The sequence below is a fragment of the Microbacterium algihabitans genome (assembly GCF_032464975.1).
GTDB classification, from domain to species: domain Bacteria; phylum Actinomycetota; class Actinomycetes; order Actinomycetales; family Microbacteriaceae; genus Microbacterium; species Microbacterium algihabitans.
The window spans coordinates 333,722-349,087 of the sequence record NZ_JAWDIU010000002.1 but is presented as its reverse complement, the minus strand read 5'-3'; the positions used below and the strand labels follow the sequence as shown (position 1 = coordinate 349,087).

General features: G+C 65.1%; 16 protein-coding genes. 2 read left to right on the top strand and 14 right to left on the bottom strand.

The genetic code is table 11. The annotated features are described in order from the left end of the window. Positions 1-244: 244 nt before the first annotated feature. The 7 genes from RWH43_RS08955 to idi are packed head-to-tail and all read right to left on the bottom strand — an operon-like array spanning position 245 to position 5,892. Positions 245-1,135 (bottom strand): prenyltransferase, encoded by an 891-nt coding sequence (locus tag RWH43_RS08955; RefSeq protein ID WP_316001277.1) that lies wholly within the window; start codon positions 1,133-1,135, stop codon positions 245-247. Further along, on the bottom strand, positions 1,132-1,449 hold the full coding sequence (locus tag RWH43_RS08950) for a lycopene cyclase domain-containing protein (protein WP_230704829.1): 318 nt from the start codon (positions 1,447-1,449) through the stop codon (positions 1,132-1,134). Before RWH43_RS08950 ends, RWH43_RS08955 begins: the two co-directional genes overlap by 4 nt. After that, entirely contained in the window at positions 1,446-1,856 is a 411-nt protein-coding gene (locus RWH43_RS08945; RefSeq protein ID WP_316001276.1) for a lycopene cyclase domain-containing protein, read from the bottom strand. The genes RWH43_RS08950 and RWH43_RS08945 overlap by 4 nt, the downstream gene beginning before the upstream one ends. Position 1,857: 1 nt before the next feature. Next, on the bottom strand, positions 1,858-3,414 hold the full coding sequence (gene crtI / locus RWH43_RS08940; RefSeq protein ID WP_316001275.1) for a phytoene desaturase family protein: 1,557 nt from the start codon (positions 3,412-3,414) through the stop codon (positions 1,858-1,860). Further along, entirely contained in the window at positions 3,411-4,280 is an 870-nt protein-coding gene (locus RWH43_RS08935; RefSeq protein WP_154096395.1) for a phytoene/squalene synthase family protein, read from the bottom strand. The genes crtI and RWH43_RS08935 overlap by 4 nt, the downstream gene beginning before the upstream one ends. Then, entirely contained in the window at positions 4,277-5,344 is a 1,068-nt protein-coding gene (locus RWH43_RS08930; RefSeq protein ID WP_144835112.1) for a polyprenyl synthetase family protein, read from the bottom strand. Before RWH43_RS08930 ends, RWH43_RS08935 begins: the two co-directional genes overlap by 4 nt. Further along, positions 5,341-5,892, bottom strand: coding sequence for an isopentenyl-diphosphate Delta-isomerase (gene idi / locus RWH43_RS08925; protein WP_230704825.1), 552 nt, complete (start codon positions 5,890-5,892; stop codon positions 5,341-5,343). Before idi ends, RWH43_RS08930 begins: the two co-directional genes overlap by 4 nt. 72 nt (positions 5,893-5,964) lie before the next feature. Between idi and RWH43_RS08920 the strand changes: the two genes are divergently transcribed. Continuing rightward, positions 5,965-6,435 carry a MarR family winged helix-turn-helix transcriptional regulator gene (locus RWH43_RS08920; RefSeq protein ID WP_316001274.1) on the top strand — a complete coding sequence of 157 codons (471 nt, stop codon included), beginning with the start codon at positions 5,965-5,967 and terminating at the stop codon, positions 6,433-6,435. Positions 6,436-6,492: 57 nt separating this feature from the next. On the opposite strand, the gene RWH43_RS08915 is transcribed toward RWH43_RS08920, so the two are convergent. The 5 genes from RWH43_RS08915 to RWH43_RS08895 form a co-directional block, all read right to left on the bottom strand. Beyond that, on the bottom strand, positions 6,493-7,152 hold the full coding sequence (locus RWH43_RS08915; protein ID WP_316001273.1) for a formylglycine-generating enzyme family protein: 660 nt from the start codon (positions 7,150-7,152) through the stop codon (positions 6,493-6,495). 306 nt (positions 7,153-7,458) lie between these two features. Beyond that, positions 7,459-7,686, bottom strand: a complete 228-nt coding sequence (locus RWH43_RS08910; protein WP_307212039.1) for a hypothetical protein — start codon at positions 7,684-7,686, stop codon at positions 7,459-7,461. Positions 7,687-7,834: 148 nt separating this feature from the next. After that, on the bottom strand, positions 7,835-8,380 hold the full coding sequence (locus RWH43_RS08905; protein WP_316001272.1) for an LPXTG cell wall anchor domain-containing protein: 546 nt from the start codon (positions 8,378-8,380) through the stop codon (positions 7,835-7,837). Positions 8,381-8,702: 322 nt separating this feature from the next. Beyond that, positions 8,703-9,980 (bottom strand): DUF4012 domain-containing protein, encoded by a 1,278-nt coding sequence (locus RWH43_RS08900; protein ID WP_316001271.1) that lies wholly within the window; start codon positions 9,978-9,980, stop codon positions 8,703-8,705. 542 nt (positions 9,981-10,522) lie between these two features. Next, positions 10,523-12,034: a tyrosine-protein kinase domain-containing protein gene (locus RWH43_RS08895; protein ID WP_316001270.1), complete on the bottom strand. Its 1,512-nt coding sequence runs from the start codon at positions 12,032-12,034 to the stop codon at positions 10,523-10,525. A 271-nt stretch (positions 12,035-12,305) separates the two neighbouring features. On the opposite strand from RWH43_RS08895, the gene RWH43_RS08890 reads away from it, so the two are divergent. Beyond that, positions 12,306-13,097 (top strand): CPBP family intramembrane glutamic endopeptidase, encoded by a 792-nt coding sequence (locus tag RWH43_RS08890; RefSeq protein WP_316001269.1) that lies wholly within the window; start codon positions 12,306-12,308, stop codon positions 13,095-13,097. Between the two features lie 42 nt (positions 13,098-13,139). Here RWH43_RS08890 and RWH43_RS08885 read toward each other — a convergent pair whose 3' ends face one another. Further along, positions 13,140-14,387 carry a lipopolysaccharide biosynthesis protein gene (locus RWH43_RS08885; RefSeq protein WP_316001268.1) on the bottom strand — a complete coding sequence of 416 codons (1,248 nt, stop codon included), beginning with the start codon at positions 14,385-14,387 and terminating at the stop codon, positions 13,140-13,142. A gap of 206 nt (positions 14,388-14,593) precedes the next feature. Further along, positions 14,594-15,316, bottom strand: coding sequence for a glycosyltransferase (locus RWH43_RS08880; RefSeq protein WP_316001267.1), 723 nt, complete (start codon positions 15,314-15,316; stop codon positions 14,594-14,596). Positions 15,317-15,366 lie beyond the last annotated feature (50 nt).

The window sequence follows — 15,366 nt, the reverse complement described above, 5'->3', positions numbered from 1 at the left end:
TGAGCTTGTCGAAGCCACCGGGCCACCGCGGGTCCCGGTCCCTTCGACAAGCTCAGGGACCTGGCTGCCCACAGCGGGTCCCGGTCCCTTCGACAGGCTCAGGGACCTGTGTCGCGCGCCGGTGGACAGCGGGTCCCGGTCCCTTCGACAAGCTCAGGGACCTGGGTCACCGCGGGTCCCGGTCCCTTCGACAAGCTCAGGGACCTGGCTGCCCGGTCCCTTCGACAAGCTCAGCGACCTGCGCTCACGCGCTGATGAACCACCACCAGATCAACAGCATCGTCGTGCCGAAGCCGGCGATCTGATTGAGCCACAAGAAGCGGTTCCAGCCGGCGGTGGCGCGGTCGCTCTCGGCATCCGTCACGTTCCGGTACGGCCAGCACACGACGAGGTACGGAAGCACCAGCAGCGCGGCCAGCGGCCCCGGCCACGCGGTGAACAGCATCGCCACCCCCGCGAGCCCGTAGCAAACCAGCGCGAAGCGCACGGTCCATCGCGCCCCGCGGGCGGTGGCGATCGATGAGATGTCGGCGGCGCGGTCGGCCTCGACGTCTTGCACGGCGCCGAACGCGTGCGAGGCGATGCCCCACAGCGCGAACGCGATGAAGACGAACACGAGCTGCCAGGTCCACACAGCTCCCGCGAGCACGAGGCCGTAGATCGCGGGCGAGAAGAAGTGGATGCTGCTGGTCATCGAGTCGAGGAACGGGCGTTCCTTCAACCGCAGCGGCGGCGCGGAGTAGAACACGACGAAGAACAGGCTCAGCGCGAGCACGAGCCACGACAGCGGCGACCCGATGATCACGAGGTACACCACGAACGGCAGGCACGACAGCGCCGAGGCCCACAGCGTGATGGGGTGCATGCGCTTGGCGAGCACGGCGCCGTGGGTTCCGCCCTTGCGGGGGTTGCGCAGGTCCGACTCGTAGTCGAACACGTCGTTCACCCCGTACATCGCGAGGTTGTACGGCACGAGGAAGAAGATGATCCCGACGATCAGCGGCGCGTCGATCTGGCGCGTGGTCAGCAGGTAGGCCGCAGCGAAGGGGAAGGCCGTGTTGATCCAGCTGACGGGCCGTGACGACACGAACAGTTCGCGCACCACGCGTCCGGGGGTGAGGGCGGGGGTGGTCATGCGGTGTCCTTCGGGGCGTGGCGAGGCGAGAGCAGGGTGAACAGCGACGGCACGAGGAACGCCGCGCACAGCGGGTAGGCGAAGTCCTCGATCGGCGCGAGTCCGAGCTTGAGTCCGCTGAGGTGCTCTTGAGGGTACGAGAACAGATCGACGGCGATCATGAGGTTGTCGAACACGAGGGTGAGGCCCACCAGCACGAGGGCGGTGAGGGCGGCGGATGCCATGCGCTCGCGGAACCGCGGACGCCGCGCCGTCGCCAGCGTCACGATCAGCGTGATCACCACGAACGGCACGACGATGAGCGGGTAGGTCACGACGCCCCCCGCGCGTCCGTGGCCGCGGAGCCGGAGCCCCGCGCGTCCGAACCCGCCGAGCCCGAACCCCCCGCGTCCGACGCCGACGCAGTAGACCGAGCAGAAGACCGCCGCTCGAACACCGCGAACATCACGATCGCCAGGTAGCTCAAGAACAGCAGGAAGAACAGTTCCTCGAGCGGCAGGTGCGGGGCGAGCATCACGCCGACGAACAGCGGGCTCTCACCCTTCACGAACACCCCGGTGGCGATGCCGACGAGGTCCCATGCGAGGAAGAACACCGTGCCGCCCAGCACCGCGAGCGCGGTGCGGAGAGGAGCGACCCGCAGCGCGAGCGAGTACTTCCAGTCGATCAGCATCATGCCGATCAGCGAGAAGAGGATCGCGCCCAGGTAGATCCCCGGCACCTCAGACCGCCGCGTGCGCGGGTTCCGCCAGGGGGCCGGCGGTGGTGTCGCCGGTCATGCGCTTGACCACGAGCTCGGCCGAGATGAGGCACATCGGCAGGCCGATGCCCGGCAGCACCGAGGTGCCGGCGTAGAAGAGGTTCTCGACCTTGCGCGAGCGGTTCTTCGGGCGGAAGATCGCGCTCTGGTTGAGCGTATGCGCGAGTCCCAGCGAGTTGCCATGCCAGGCGTGCAGGTCTTCCTTGAAGTCCTCGGGAGCGATGGTCTTGCGCACCACGATGCGGTCGGCGAGATCCGGGATGCCGGTCCATTCGGCGATCTGCGCGATCACGCGGTCGGCGGCCTTCTCGATCCGCTCGTCGCCGGCGCCCGAGACGCCTCCGCGCCCGCTGTCGGGGTCGGCGGGCACGGGGACGAGCACGAACAGGTTCTCGTGTCCCTCGGGTGCGACGGAGTCGTCGGAGGCGCTGGGGCGGCAGATGTAGATCGACGCGGGGTCGGGGATCATCTTGTTCTCGCCGAAGATGGCGTCGAAGTTGGTGTGCCAGTCGTCAGTGAACAGCAGCGTGTGGTGGGTGAGCTGCGGCAGCTCGCCCTTCACGCCGAGCAGCAGCAGCAGGGCGCCGGGGCTGGGCACCTTGTCCTTCCACCAGCGCTCGGGGTACTGGCGGTCCTTCTCTTCGAGCAACTCGTTCTCGGTGTGGTGCAGGTCGGCGCCCGAGACCACGGCATCCGCGGCGATCACTCGACCGTCGGCGAGGCGCACGCCGCGCGCGAGCCCCGACTCGGTGATGATCGCTTCGACCGGCGACGAGGTCTCGATGCGCACTCCGCGTTCGCGCGCGAGCTTCTCGATGGCCTTGATGATCTCGGTCATGCCGCCCTTGGGGTACAGCACGCCGTCGCCCAGGTCGAGGTGACTCATCAGGTGGTACAGGCTCGGCACCTCGAAGGGCGATCCGCCGAGGAACACCGCGGGGTAGGCCAGGATCTGCTGCAACCGGGTGTTCTTGAAGTCGGTGGTGACACGCTTCCACAGGGTGCGGGTGAGCAGGGGGATGAGCGTGGGGAGACGCTTCACCAACGCGGGGTCGCGCAGGCCCTTGGTCGACGAGTACGGGTCGTAGAGGAACTTCGACGTCGACAGCTCGTAGGCGTCTTTCGCGGAGTCGAGGTAGGCGTCGATGTTGTCGCCCGAGCCGGGTTCGTGCTTCTCGAACAGTTCGCGCACGGCTTCGCGGCCCGACACGATGTCGATCGGCTCGCCTTGCCCGGGAGGACCGTACACGCGGTACGCGGGGTCGAGGCGCACGAGGTCGAGCTCTTCCGCGGCGCTCGTGCCAAGCAGGCGGAAGAAGTGGTCGAACACCTCGGGCATGAGGTACCAGCTGGGGCCGGTGTCGAAGCGGAAGCCGTCGCTCTCCCACGAGCCGGCGCGCCCGCCGAGGGCGTCACGGCCCTCGAAGAGCTGGACGTCGTATCCGCGGTCGGCGAGCAGGGCGGCGGTTCCGAGACCGGCGATTCCGCCTCCGACGACGACGATGCGCTGGGCGCTCATGAGCGTGAACCTTTCGGGGGGCGACCAAGCAGGGCGCGGGCGGCGAGGGTGGCTTTGACACCGTCGGGAACGCGGACGCGGGGTGCGCCGGCGGGGGAGGAGCGGAGTCGCCGAGACAGCTCGGCGAACAGGTCGTGGGCCGTCGTGACCGCGGCGCGGCAATCGGGCGGCAGGTGGGGGATGACGGATGCCGCGGCGGCGAGGTCGGCGTCGATGCGGTCGAGCACGGCGACACGGCGTTCGTCGTCGGCCGCGCCGTCGAGGTAGTCGCGGCCGAGGCGGTCGGCGTCGTCGGCGAGGTCGCGGAGGAAGTTGACGTCTTGGAACGCCGCTCCCAGCCGCCGCGCGCCGTCGACGAGGTCGGCCGCGGGCTGGGCGGGGGCCGACATGCCGGCGTTGAGGAACACCTGCAGGCACATCAGCCCGACGACCTCGGCCGAGCCGTAGACGTAGGCGTCGTGCGACAGATCGTCGTGCTCGGCGGTGTCGATGTCGGTGCGCATCGAGGTGAAGAACGGCGCGATCAGGTCGTCGCCGATTCCGCACTCTCGCGCGGTGCGGGCGAAGGCGTGCACGACGAGGTTCGCGCTGAACCCGGTCTCGATGGCATCCCGCACCTCCTGCTCGAGGCCGTCGAGCACTTGGCGCTCGCGCTCGGGCGAGAGGCCGGCGTCGCGCGCGGGGCCGTCGACGATCTCGTCGGCCACCCGCACGAGGGCGTAGATGTTGCGCACGTGCGGGCGCGGGCGGGGCCCGAGCAGGCGTGCGGCGATGCCGAACGAGGTGGAGTAGCGCTGGATGACGGCGGCTGCGGCCGCGTCGGCGGTTTGCGAATACAGTTCGAGGCCCGTGGGCGCGGTGCTCACGGAACGCGCTCCTGCACGGCGTCGACGAGTTCGAGCAGCATCGCGCGGCACGCGGCCGGAAGAGTGGATGCCGTGACGATCGCCCGCGCTTCGTCGAGCGTCTCGCACACGAGGTCTTCGAGGCGTGCGCGGGCCCCCGAGGCTGACAGGGCGACCTGGGCGGCGCGAATCGCCACCGGACCCGTGTGGGCCTGAGCGAGCGCTTCGCTGACCTCGGGCCAGCTCTCCGTCTCTCGCGCGAGCGAGATGAGGTGGGTCTTCTTCGCCTCGCGCAGGTCGCAACCCTCGTCTTTGCCCGAGGCGGCGGCCGTGCCGAACGCACCGATGAGGTCGTCGATCAGTTGGTAGCCGAGACCCAGGCGCTGGCCGAAGCGCTGCAGCGCGTGGCGCGTGGGGGCGTCGGCCTCGGCCATGACGGCTCCGGCTTCGAGGGGGGCCGAGAACGAGTACACCGCGGTCTTGTCGTGCGTGGTGCGCAGCACCGTGTCGGGGTCGGCTTCGCCCGGCGACACGGCGTTCTCGACGTCGGCGAGCTCTCCGGCCGCCGACACGAGCACGGCCTCGTCGAACAGGGCCAGCAGCTCGGCGCGCAGCGTCGAGGGGATCTCGGCCAGGGCGATCAGGCGTCCGGCCTCGTGCAGCAGAAGGTCACCGGCGAGGATCGCGGCGGCGTCTCCGAGCAGGGCCGCGCCGGCGGCATCCGCCCCCTTGTCGCTGGCGCGCAGGCGGAACTCCCCGCCGACGTTGGGCACGCCGCGGCGCTCGGTGTCGTGGTCGATGACGTCGTCGTGCACGACGAAGGCGGTGTGCAGCAGTTCGAACGCGGCGGCCACCTGGTACAGCGCGGGCAGTGCGATGTCGGGGCCGTCGAGCGTCTCGAACGCGGCCACCACGAGCAGCGGGCGGAAGCGCTTGCCACCGTCCGTCGCGCGGCGGATGGCGGATGCCAGGGCCTGGGCGCCGTCGCCGAGTCGCTGCGAGCGCGCCTCGAGGCGAGAGAGCGCCGCGTCGATCTCGGCGTCGATGCCGTGACGGGCCACGGAGGTCGAGGCGAGGGCGATCATGACGCGCGCCTCACCGCTTGGGGTGTCTCGAAGAGGTGAAGCTGCTGCGCCTGCAGAACGAGCCACGGGCTGAACGCCCAGGGCGTGGCCTCGAGCGAGGCGGCGAGCTCGAGCGGGTCGACCCAGCGGTACTCGGCGACCTCGTCGGGGTTGGGCTGGGGCTCGGCGTCGGTGCGCGCGACGTAGACGGGGCAGATCTCGTGCTCGACGATGCCGCTGGCGTCGACCGCGCGGTAACGGAACAGGGGGAGTGCGAGCTCGAGGTCGCGCACGGCGAGACCCACTTCGAACTCGGCGCGACGGTGAACCGCCGACAGCACGGGCTCGGCGGGACCGGGGTGGCCGCAGAAAGAATTGGTCCAGACACCCGGCCAGGTCTTCTTGTGCAAAGCGCGACGCGTGACGAGAACCTCTCCGGCTGCATTCACAACGTGACATGAGAATGCGAGGTGAAGCTGGGTGTCGGTGCCGTGCACGCTAGCCTTGGGCGCCGTGCCAATCTCGTTGCCGAAGTCGTCCAGGAGGACGACATATTCGGTCTCGCTCATCGTGCCTCCCGTTTGCTAGTTTAGCTAGCGATGTGAGCCTGACTATACCTAGGGTGAAAGGGGGTGTCCACTGTGACGGATGCCGTGTCGACCTCTGGTACAAGGCCTTCGGTGATGCAAACGCTCACCGCGGTGCAATCGCTCAGTGACGCTCTCGACCGCATGCACAGCGGCATGAAGGGCGATATGGATATGAATGCCAGCGACCTCGCGACGCTGCGCATGCTGACCATTCGCGAACGTCGCGGGCAAATGGTCAGCCCGCACGACGTGGCGACGCATCTGCGCATTTCGACCGCGTCGACCACGAAGCTCATCGATCGTCTCGTTGCGGCGGGTCATCTCGAGCGGCGGCCGCACCCCTCCGACGGCCGTGCCCGCGTGGTGGTGCTCACCGAGAAGTCGCGGCGCGAGTTCTTCCGGCACTTCGGTGGTCATCTCATGGCCATGAGCGAGACCGCGGCGGCGTTCGACGACGAGCAGCTCGAGACCATCACCCGCTTCATGGACGAACTCACCACCGCCATTTCGACGGACGACTGAGGCCCTCTCCGCACCCCGTTCGCGGGCACTCGGTTTCGCCCGCGCTGAGGCGCAACCTCACCCGAGACCGGGGATCGGCCCCCGCGCGACCCGCACGCCGACGTCGTCGAAGGCATCGCGCGGTCGCCCTCCGCGTCGTGCTGCCGCCCGCACCTCGGCCGGGGCATCCGACCAGCCGCCGCCCCGGAACACGCGCGCGTCGCTCTCGCCCTCGGGGTCGTAGAGATCGCTGCACCACTCCCAGACGTTGCCGAGGGTGTCGAAGAGGCCGTGCAGGTTCGGCATCCGTCCCCCGACGTCGACGGGGCCTCGCAGGCCGTCTGCGGCCGTCCAGGCGATGTCGCGCACGGCGCCGTAGGCGGGCCCGGTGGCGCCGGCGCGGCAGGCGTACTCCCACTCGTCTTCAGTGGGCAGGCGGAAGCCGTCGGAGTCGGGGTCGGGGCGCACCACCTCGCCGTCGAACGAGTAGACCGGGTCGAGGCCCTCCCACTCGCTCAGGGCGTTGCAGAGGCGGATGGCGCGTAGCCAGCTGATCTCGGTCGCCGGATGCCGCGGATTGCGCGCCGGGATGCCGATGAGGTCGGCCACTTGCTCTTCGGTCACCGGGTAGACGCCGATCTCGAAGGCCTCGACGACGATCTCGCGTCGCTCGACGCCGCGCAGATCGCCGCGCAGCACGCTGCCGGCGGAGATCCGCGCCATCTCGACGTCGGTCACGCGCACACCGCAGACGGCGCCGGGAGGGCGGGGGAGCGGCGGTCGCGACGCGCGCGATCGAGGCGGGGGGAGAAGAGCATGAGCCCAGTGAAGCGGGCCGGGGGGCCGCATCGAGGTGGGTTGACGCGCGAGGCGTGACGCCGCGTGTGGCGAGCCGGGGGGCCGCAACGCAATCTGTGGGGCGCGAGGTGCGCGGTGGGGGAGGTGGTGCAAGCCGGGGGGCCGCAACGCAGTCTGTGGGGTGTGTGGTGCTGTGGGCTGGATAAAGCGAGCCGGGGGGCCGCAACGCAGTTCGTGGGTGTGGGGTCAGTCGTCTTCGAAGATGGGCTCCCAGCCGGGCTCGAAGGGGTCTTCGGGCAGGCCGGTCTCTCGTCCGCGGTTGTCGATGGCGTCTTGCCACCGGATGCCGATGTCTTCCGGCGCGGTGACCTCGAGGCACTCGGGGCACCGCCAGCACGCCTCGATGAGGGAGCCGAAGGGTTCGAGTGAAACGAGGCATTCGCCGCACTTAGGAGATGACATCCAGTCGTTCACGTGGAGCACGCTAGCGCGCGCGTCCGGATGCGGCCGGCGCGGCGGGAGCGGGTGAAGTCTGGGCGGTTCTCGGACGTGCGGAGCACCGGCGGGAACGACGAAGGGCCGCCACCGACCTGAGTCGATGACGGCCCTTCGTAGAGGTGTTTTACGCGCTTTCGTTGCGGCGACGCGTCTTGGTGACGACCATGACAGCCGCACCGGCGAGCACGAGGGCTCCGCCGCCGACCCAGATGCCGAGCATCGAGTTTGCGTCCATACCAGTTGCAGGGAGAGCTTCGCTGCCGCCGGCGTTGGTGCCACCGCCAGTACCGCTACCGGAGCCGCCGCCGGTGGAGCCGTCGGCGCGGGCGCCAGTTGCTGCCAGCGTGTAAGAACCGACGGGGTTGGCGGGCAGCGTCACCACTGCAGTCGCGCTACCCGAGGCGTCAGCCGTCTTCGTGACCGAGGCCGACGAGACAGGGAGGTTGGCCGTGGCGATGTTGGCACCTGTGACGCCCACGCCGACGAGCGTGAAGGTCACCGGTGCGCCGGGCTGGAAGCCCGCGACCGGAACGGGACCATTCGAGGTGACAGTCAGGGTGACGGTGTCGGGGCTCGAGGGCACGTAGGCCTGAGCGACAGCCGGGGCTGCGAAGAGCAGCGCGCCGGCGAGGGCGAGAGACGCGCCCGCCTTCGTGATGTTGAGCTTCATGAGTGCCTGCTTTCGTTACCGGCGTGCCGGTGCTGAGATGGACCGCTCCATAGGCGTTGCCCCTGTAGTGCGCAAGGGGTGGACAACGTTGAAGCGTCGAGTGAGTGAAAGATCATTCTGAGTATTGCTTAGGCGTCTACTGGAAGCAAACTGAGAGCGTTTCCGCATTGTAAACATTTCGCAAATGGAGCGATTGCACCGCCCAGCGGCCATTGCAGCTCCGCGCACGAGCTAGGCAATGGATCTATGACCAACAGGTAAGCCAACGATGACGGCCACGTGACCCAACGGCACGCTGGCGGAGGTGCCGAGCGAAGGCCAGTTACCGCAATGACGCCCCCGCCACACCTCGGCAGGGCGCCCGCACTATGGGGTCGAGGTCCGGGTCCGCGGTCGGCGTGACGAATGCCTCGGCGTCTGGTGCCATGGACGCCCCCTGAACCACGATGTCTATACCGATCGATTGCTGTGGCGCAACGTCAACGCCGACGGTGAGAACGGTCCGCCTATCGTAGGAGGCGCTCTCGAAGCTTGCGCCGTTCGTGGACTCCGCAGAGGTCAGGTTGAAACCTTGGGGGAGGTAAAAGTTCGCGACCACCTTGGCAGTACCGGGCGCAGTACCGTAGGCGCCGTTGCCTGTGATGTATAGGGGTAGAGACGTGGCGGCATCTGCGGGCGCCGTGCTCACAAGGTCGAGATGGAGACGGAGTACTCGATTCTCATCGCCACTGGCCGACGGGCATGAGTCCCACGTCAGGGAGGTCCGCGGGCTCACGAAGTAGCTCATCTTTGAGCCCGCGCCATCATTCAAATAGACCCCGAAGCGTGTCGTCCGTCCGTCACTTGTCGGGAGCGGGCCCGCAATGCTAGTCCCCGCGAGCACGGACTGCTCGTCGGCACGGGCGCTCCAGATCAAAAGCCGATGCTCATCTCCGGCTCGGCTAAGCGCTGAAATGAGCCCGGCTGCCGACCCGCGCCCGTCTAGGAGCGCCTGGAAAGTGGCTCCGGTCGCGGCCGCGAAGAACGCATCTTGCTGGACGGGGTCCGGATACCGCTCGTACACATCCCTCATCAAAAGAGTCGTAGCGTTACTCGATGTCAGCCTCTCCCCGTCTGGGAGATTCACTGGCCCGGTCGCAGCGAGCACGTATGAGAGTAGGACGGGATCGACGGCGATCACCCCGTCGACGGACACTCCAGTTTTTTTCGCGTAAAACTCTTTCGCGATGCTTCCATCTACGGAGAAATCCGGAATCTCGGTCAGATTGTGGAAGTAGCGCGCTGGACGCGTGCCGTAGATGGAAGTTATCTGCTCAGGCAGGTCCATGATGGGCTCGGGTGTGTCACGCGAAAGCGCCGTGGCCGACTCAGTGTCACCGAGCGAGACCGCTCCGTCCTCTGTGCGGAGAAGAATGGCGCTACCGGAAATTCCACCAAGCGACCGCCACTCGGCATTGTTCTGAACCAGCACCAAGTACTTTCGTTCGCCGTCCTGGCCGAGCAGGTCTGGTAGGAGCACTGAGGTGCGCGCGAGGGCGTCGATGAGAGTCGCTGAACGCAAGAATGCGTCGTCAGCCTTGTCGACAGCAGCGGCGATCACTCCAAGGAGTGGGGTGCGGTCGATATCGCGTACCGCCTCAGCAGCCTCACGTGCGGGACCAGCGGCTGCACTTGCTGGCGCGACGACGGCACTCAAAACGCTCGGGTTGATGCGTCCATCGACTGGGCGAAGATCTTCTACGGTGACGCCTTCAGCCGCACTCGCCAGCGGGAGAAAGCTCCCGGCCAAGAGAGTGTCTGCCGATGCGGTAACGGTTTGAAATGCCGCAACTTGCGGTCCAATCCAGGGAAGGAGAGACGCGACGTCCCAGGCAGGTCCTGATGTAAGACTGCGTGCTGCAGCGGCCTCCTGAGCCAGGCTATCCAGTTGCGATACTGCGGAGGCGGGGTCCTCGGAGACTAGAGCGACGGTTTCCGACGCACCGGCTTGGACGCGGGAAAGATGTTGATAAGCAAGCAGCCCCGTAACACCCACCCAAACTATTGTCGCGAAACTCAGCAAGAGCCCGAGCGCGAGGACTAAGACGAGAGCGCGGCCCGCGCCGCGCCTCGAAGGTGGCACAAATCGTGATGCCGACACCGTCAGTCTCCGTTGTATGCCTCGCGCGAAGCTCGCCGCATTGAGGACCCAGGCTCGGAAGGAACTGCTGGTCCGGCTTTCGAAGTGCGCCTAACTCCCACCTCGCGGCGGGACTCGCCTTCGCGCGCGCCTGAAGATTCTTCGGACAGCCCGTAGCCGTAGCCGTAGCCGTAGCCGTAGCCGTTCCCGTAGCCATAGGAGTCGGGGCCACGCGTAGGCACCATCGACATCACGAAGCCAGCCAGTTTTGCGCCCGGCGTAGTCAACGCTTCAGTCGCTGCTCGAAGCTGATGCTTCGTCGTGCGTCCGGCCGAGACAACCATCAGGGCGCCGCTTGTTCCACGGGCAAGGATGGCCGCGTCGGTTACGGGGAGGAGAGGCGGCGCATCGCATAGCACTACATCGAACTCTCGCTCCAGCATCGAGAGCAGCTTGTCCATGGCCTTCGAGCCCAAGAGTTCGCTTGGGTTTGGGGGAATCTTTCCGGCGGGCAGCACGTAGAGTGATCGGCCGCCCCACGGAAGCATTACCTCGTTCACGTTGGCGCGGCCAATCAGAACATCCGTCAGGCCAGCTCCGCCCTCGACCCCAAGGTACTCAGCAACCTTAGGCTTACGTAGATCCGCATCCAGCAGGGCCACTCGCTTTCCAGCATCGGCGAGCGCAATTGCGAGGTTAATGGTCGTGGTCGACTTGCCTTCACTTGGGATCGAGCTCGTTATGACAAAGCTCGCGCGCCCGCCCATGTCCAGAAATTGCAAGTTCGTGCGCAACGCCCGGAACGACTCGGCGCGAGGGCTGAGCGGATCTGCGTGCACGATGAGTGGTCGTTCGGTCGCCTTGGCATCGAACGCGATCGCACCAATACCGGGAGCCCCCGTGATGGTTTCGGCGTCGCGAGCGGTGCGGACACGATTGTCCAAACGAGTACGGAGCATAGAAAAGGTAATACCTGCGCCGAGGCCGATGGCGAGCCCGATCGCGAGGTTCAAGGGCAAGTTCGGGCTGCTCGGGGCAAGCGCCGGCTGAGCCTCGCGGACGAGGCTCAGCTGCACCGGACTTGAGCCATCCGTCGCCTCGGGCTCGAGTCGCGGTACGACTGTGGACAAGCTGGAGGCCACCGCATTCGCAATCTCAGCCGCGCGATCGGCGTTCTGGTCAGAAACCTCGATGGTGAGCAGGGTTGAGTTGAGGGTGGCCGACGCGCTGACCTCCGTCGCGAGACGCTCAGGACTCATCGAAAGGCCGAGGTCCTCGATCACAGGGTTCAGCACCAACGGCGTATCTACCAACCCGACATAGGTGTTGATGCGCGCCTGAGTGAAGCTGGACCCCTGCTGGAGTTCCGCTGCACTGCTTCCAGCCTGCGTTGACACGAAGATCGTGCTCGACGACTCGAAAATCGGGCTACGAGTGAACGTGTAGCCCAACCCGGTCCCCGCGCCCAGCGCGGTCAAAACGACGAGAGCGGGCCAGTTCTTGCGAAGGATTCGGACGTAGTCGCTGAGCTCCATGGTGCCTTTCGAAACAAGCTGTCGGCCGCGGGAGGGCTCGTCTTGCGTCCAAGTGTGCCACACGGAATGTTTCGAAAAGTTTCCGTAACATGCACGCTCAATCGCACCTGCTGCGCTCGATCGGTCGCTCCGCACCAGCGGGGCCCGGTGGTCGGGACGACGCATGAGAAATTGCGAGCAGACGCGGTTTGCGCGGGAGACAAGTGCGGCACCGGACTCGGTCCCAACGTGAGGTCACGCGAGTCCGGCGCTCTTTCGGTAACTTGATCAAGTGGATCAGGACGAACGAGAACAACCATCCACAGTCCGTGGACAGATGAAAGCGAGCCGGCCAACTGGCCGCGGGCGGTCGCTGCTACTAGTGCCTCGTACTCGTGTCCGCGACTGGAGGTTCAACGCTCCGGCTGCTGGCGGCTTGAACGCAACGGTCGTTGCAGCCTGTCTAGTCGTCCTCGGACTGGGAGCGATCTTTGCTTCGCTCGCCCGGGGGCTGAACTGTTGCCCGACTCTCTCGACAGTTGTGTTCTCATCGAGTCTCGCGATTGTCGTGGGATTTGCCTTCTTCCGCAGTATCCCGCGTGGGCTTTTCGAATTTCGATTCGGCGACTTCGTAGTTGGGATTGCGGCAGGGATTGGTCTCCGAATATTCTACGGGATTATTAGCGGGGCAAATAGTCAGCCTTTTCCGTCGGCTGACTTTTCCGGCGGAACGGTGGGAGATTGGCTTGTTGTCGCATTACTGACCACATTTTTTACGCCCACGGTTGAAGAGTTGTTCTTCCGCGGACTGCTGCTGGTCTCGATCTATCGGCTAGTGCGCAGGAGCTGGAATTTCATCAGCGCTGCCGTCACGGCCCTGCTGGGGGCCGTCGGCTCGTTTCTCATAGTCCATGGCGCGTTTTCGAGTTTGGCTGTTCCAGACATTCTGCAGCTCACGCTAGTCGCAGTGGCTTGCGGCATTGTCGTCATTGCGAGCGGAAGGATATGGGGAGCCGTCATTCTCCACGCAACCTATAACTTTTCTTTTCTAATATTGACCGCCGTGGGCGCACTGCTCCGATGACTTCCAATGCGAACGCATCACAGGAGCGCGCGAGGCGGTAGCTTATCTGCGCGCTAACCAGCGTCCGGCAAGGCGGATCGTCACAATAGCTGCGATTGCCTCGCCCACAGCCATACCAACTGCCTGGGTCCAAATCTCGGCACGAGCGGCGCCGAGAAGAGTTGCCGACGCCACGACCACCAAGGCGGCAACGACTGCCGCGCGCGACACGCCGCGGTTGTCTCCCACGGCGGTCAACAGCACACGCGGGACATGCCAGCAACTGGCGAGCATTGCGTATGAGGAAACCGCAAGAACTAGCCCCCAGTTCAGCGGTACCGTGTTGTGAGTCCAGAGGAGAAGCAGGAGTGGGAACCCACAGATCAGGGCGACGCATGCGACTGTGGAGAGACCCAAACTGGTCTTTTGAATCCGCTTGTAGAACGCCTTCATTCTGTCGACGGAGCCAGAACCGTGCAGTGCGGCAAACTCTGGCCATGCTGCGTGGCTGACGATAGCGGTTGCTTGCACTACTATTCGAGCCGCGGTTCGATAAATGTTAAATATAGCGACGTCGGACGCGCCGTAGAACACGCCGACCAGAATCGTCACGCCCTGGATTGACAGACTGCTGGCCAAGGTTATCGAAAAGTTTGCAAACGACTGCGTGAGATGCAAGCGAACGTAGCGCCAGCGAACCAGCCTAATGCTGAAAACTGACTGCCCCTTCAAGGAGTCTCGAAGCACCAGCGCGGTCGCTATCGTGCGCCCCAAGAGCATTCCAAGCGCTACGAAAATGGGAGAGTTAGTCAGGAGGAGACCGACAATTCCACCCAGCCACTCAGCAACACGAGTATTCGCGATCGATGCGACCCCGCGATGGTTACGGCCGCTAGCCTGATACACGACGAAGGACAAGCCGCCAACTTGCGCCATCGCGACGCTCACAACCAATAGGCCCGCCGCGAGCGAGAAGTCAAGTGGCAGCCCCAGTCCTTGCGCGGCGATGGTAACTATCGGTGAGAGAACCACCAGGGCCAAGAAGGTTACCGTGACGAATGAGACGGCTGCCCCGAACACTCGATTTGCCCCGGTGAAGGCTGCGCGGCCATAAAGGACCGTCATTCTCGAGCCCGCAGCCGAGATAACTCCAAACTCAGACAGCGCAAAATATGTCTGCGCCGCACTGATGACGAGCCAGATGCCGTATTCCTCCAAAGACCAGCGCCACAGGAAGATGGGGACTGTCACCAGCTGCAGGATGATGCTTACGAGCTGAGTGTACGCGCCAGCGGCTACGCCGGCCGCCATTCTACGATACAAGTTCACTTCGACTCAAACATAGGTTGAACGCTCAATAGTTTGCGGCAAACCGGTTATTATTCCGTCGGACAAAAATATGTCCTGAACTCTCATCGATAACCGGCGGTTTATCTCTTGTACTTACAGGAACGCATCGGGGATAGTGCGCATGTCCCATTTTGACCGGAAAGCCGTGCGGGGCCGCTGACGGGGGACTAAAATCCATTGGCGTCTTTCAAGGATGCATGAAGAATTTCGCCCAATCCACGGTCAAAATTTTCTATTGAGAATGTATTGGCACGTGCTCGCAGTTTGCTTTGAATCCCAACGTCCCCCGCGAGGCGCATTGCATCGTTCCAGCCGGATTTAGCGACGCGTCCAAGACCATCTGCGTCTACGAAAAAGTTTCCCTCTCCTGTCTCCCGCAAGATTGGCTCGTCGGCGCAGATGGCTAATGTTCCTACGGAGTTTGCCTCGATGATCGGCCAGGCAAACCCCTCGTACTTCGAGAGTTGGAGCAGAAGTGTCGCGGACGAGTATAGATCCGCCAAATCTCCGTCAGAGAGATGGCTCTTGATCTCGACGCTGTTTCGCACGCGCGGCTCGAGGGCAGTGAGCAAGTTCTCTTCTTTGAGGTCGTGACCGTTGCCAACAATAACGAGTCGAAGTTCCATCGACGAGGCCGCTCGTATGGCTAGCCATGCCTCGATCGCCAACCAGCGGCGCTTCCGCCAGCCAGTATTGGACACAACCAGGAGATACGGGGTCTTCGGGGCGCTATCGGAGGGGGTCAAGGTCTTGGCAAGCGGATTGAGCAGTACCGGCGAGTGACGGCTTGTAAATCGAGCCACGTCCGAGGCGGTTGTGCGGCTCACGGAGATAATCAAACCAGCATTCCTCAGCCCGCTGACAACCAGACGTTGATACAGGCGTCCCATGAGCCCAACTTTGTGCTCGGGGAGTAGACCAGATGCTGCGGCGACCGCGA

What these genes read in the sequence shown, in the direction of transcription:
- RWH43_RS08955 (WP_316001277.1), bottom strand. Translation starts at nt 1,135, where the DNA reads ATGACCACCCCCGCCCTCACCCCCGGACGCGTGGTGCGCGAACTGTTC.
- crtI (WP_316001275.1), bottom strand. Translation starts at nt 3,414, where the DNA reads ATGAGCGCCCAGCGCATCGTCGTCGTCGGAGGCGGAATCGCCGGTCTC.
- RWH43_RS08930 (WP_144835112.1), bottom strand. Translation starts at nt 5,344, where the DNA reads ATGATCGCCCTCGCCTCGACCTCCGTGGCCCGTCACGGCATCGACGCC.
- idi (WP_230704825.1), bottom strand. Translation starts at nt 5,892, where the DNA reads ATGAGCGAGACCGAATATGTCGTCCTCCTGGACGACTTCGGCAACGAG.
- RWH43_RS08905 (WP_316001272.1), bottom strand. Translation starts at nt 8,380, where the DNA reads ATGAAGCTCAACATCACGAAGGCGGGCGCGTCTCTCGCCCTCGCCGGC.
- RWH43_RS08895 (WP_316001270.1), bottom strand. Translation starts at nt 12,034, where the DNA reads ATGGAGCTCAGCGACTACGTCCGAATCCTTCGCAAGAACTGGCCCGCT.
- RWH43_RS08885 (WP_316001268.1), bottom strand. Translation starts at nt 14,387, where the DNA reads ATGGCGGCCGGCGTAGCCGCTGGCGCGTACACTCAGCTCGTAAGCATC.
- RWH43_RS08880 (WP_316001267.1), bottom strand. Translation starts at nt 15,316, where the DNA reads ATGGGACGCCTGTATCAACGTCTGGTTGTCAGCGGGCTGAGGAATGCT.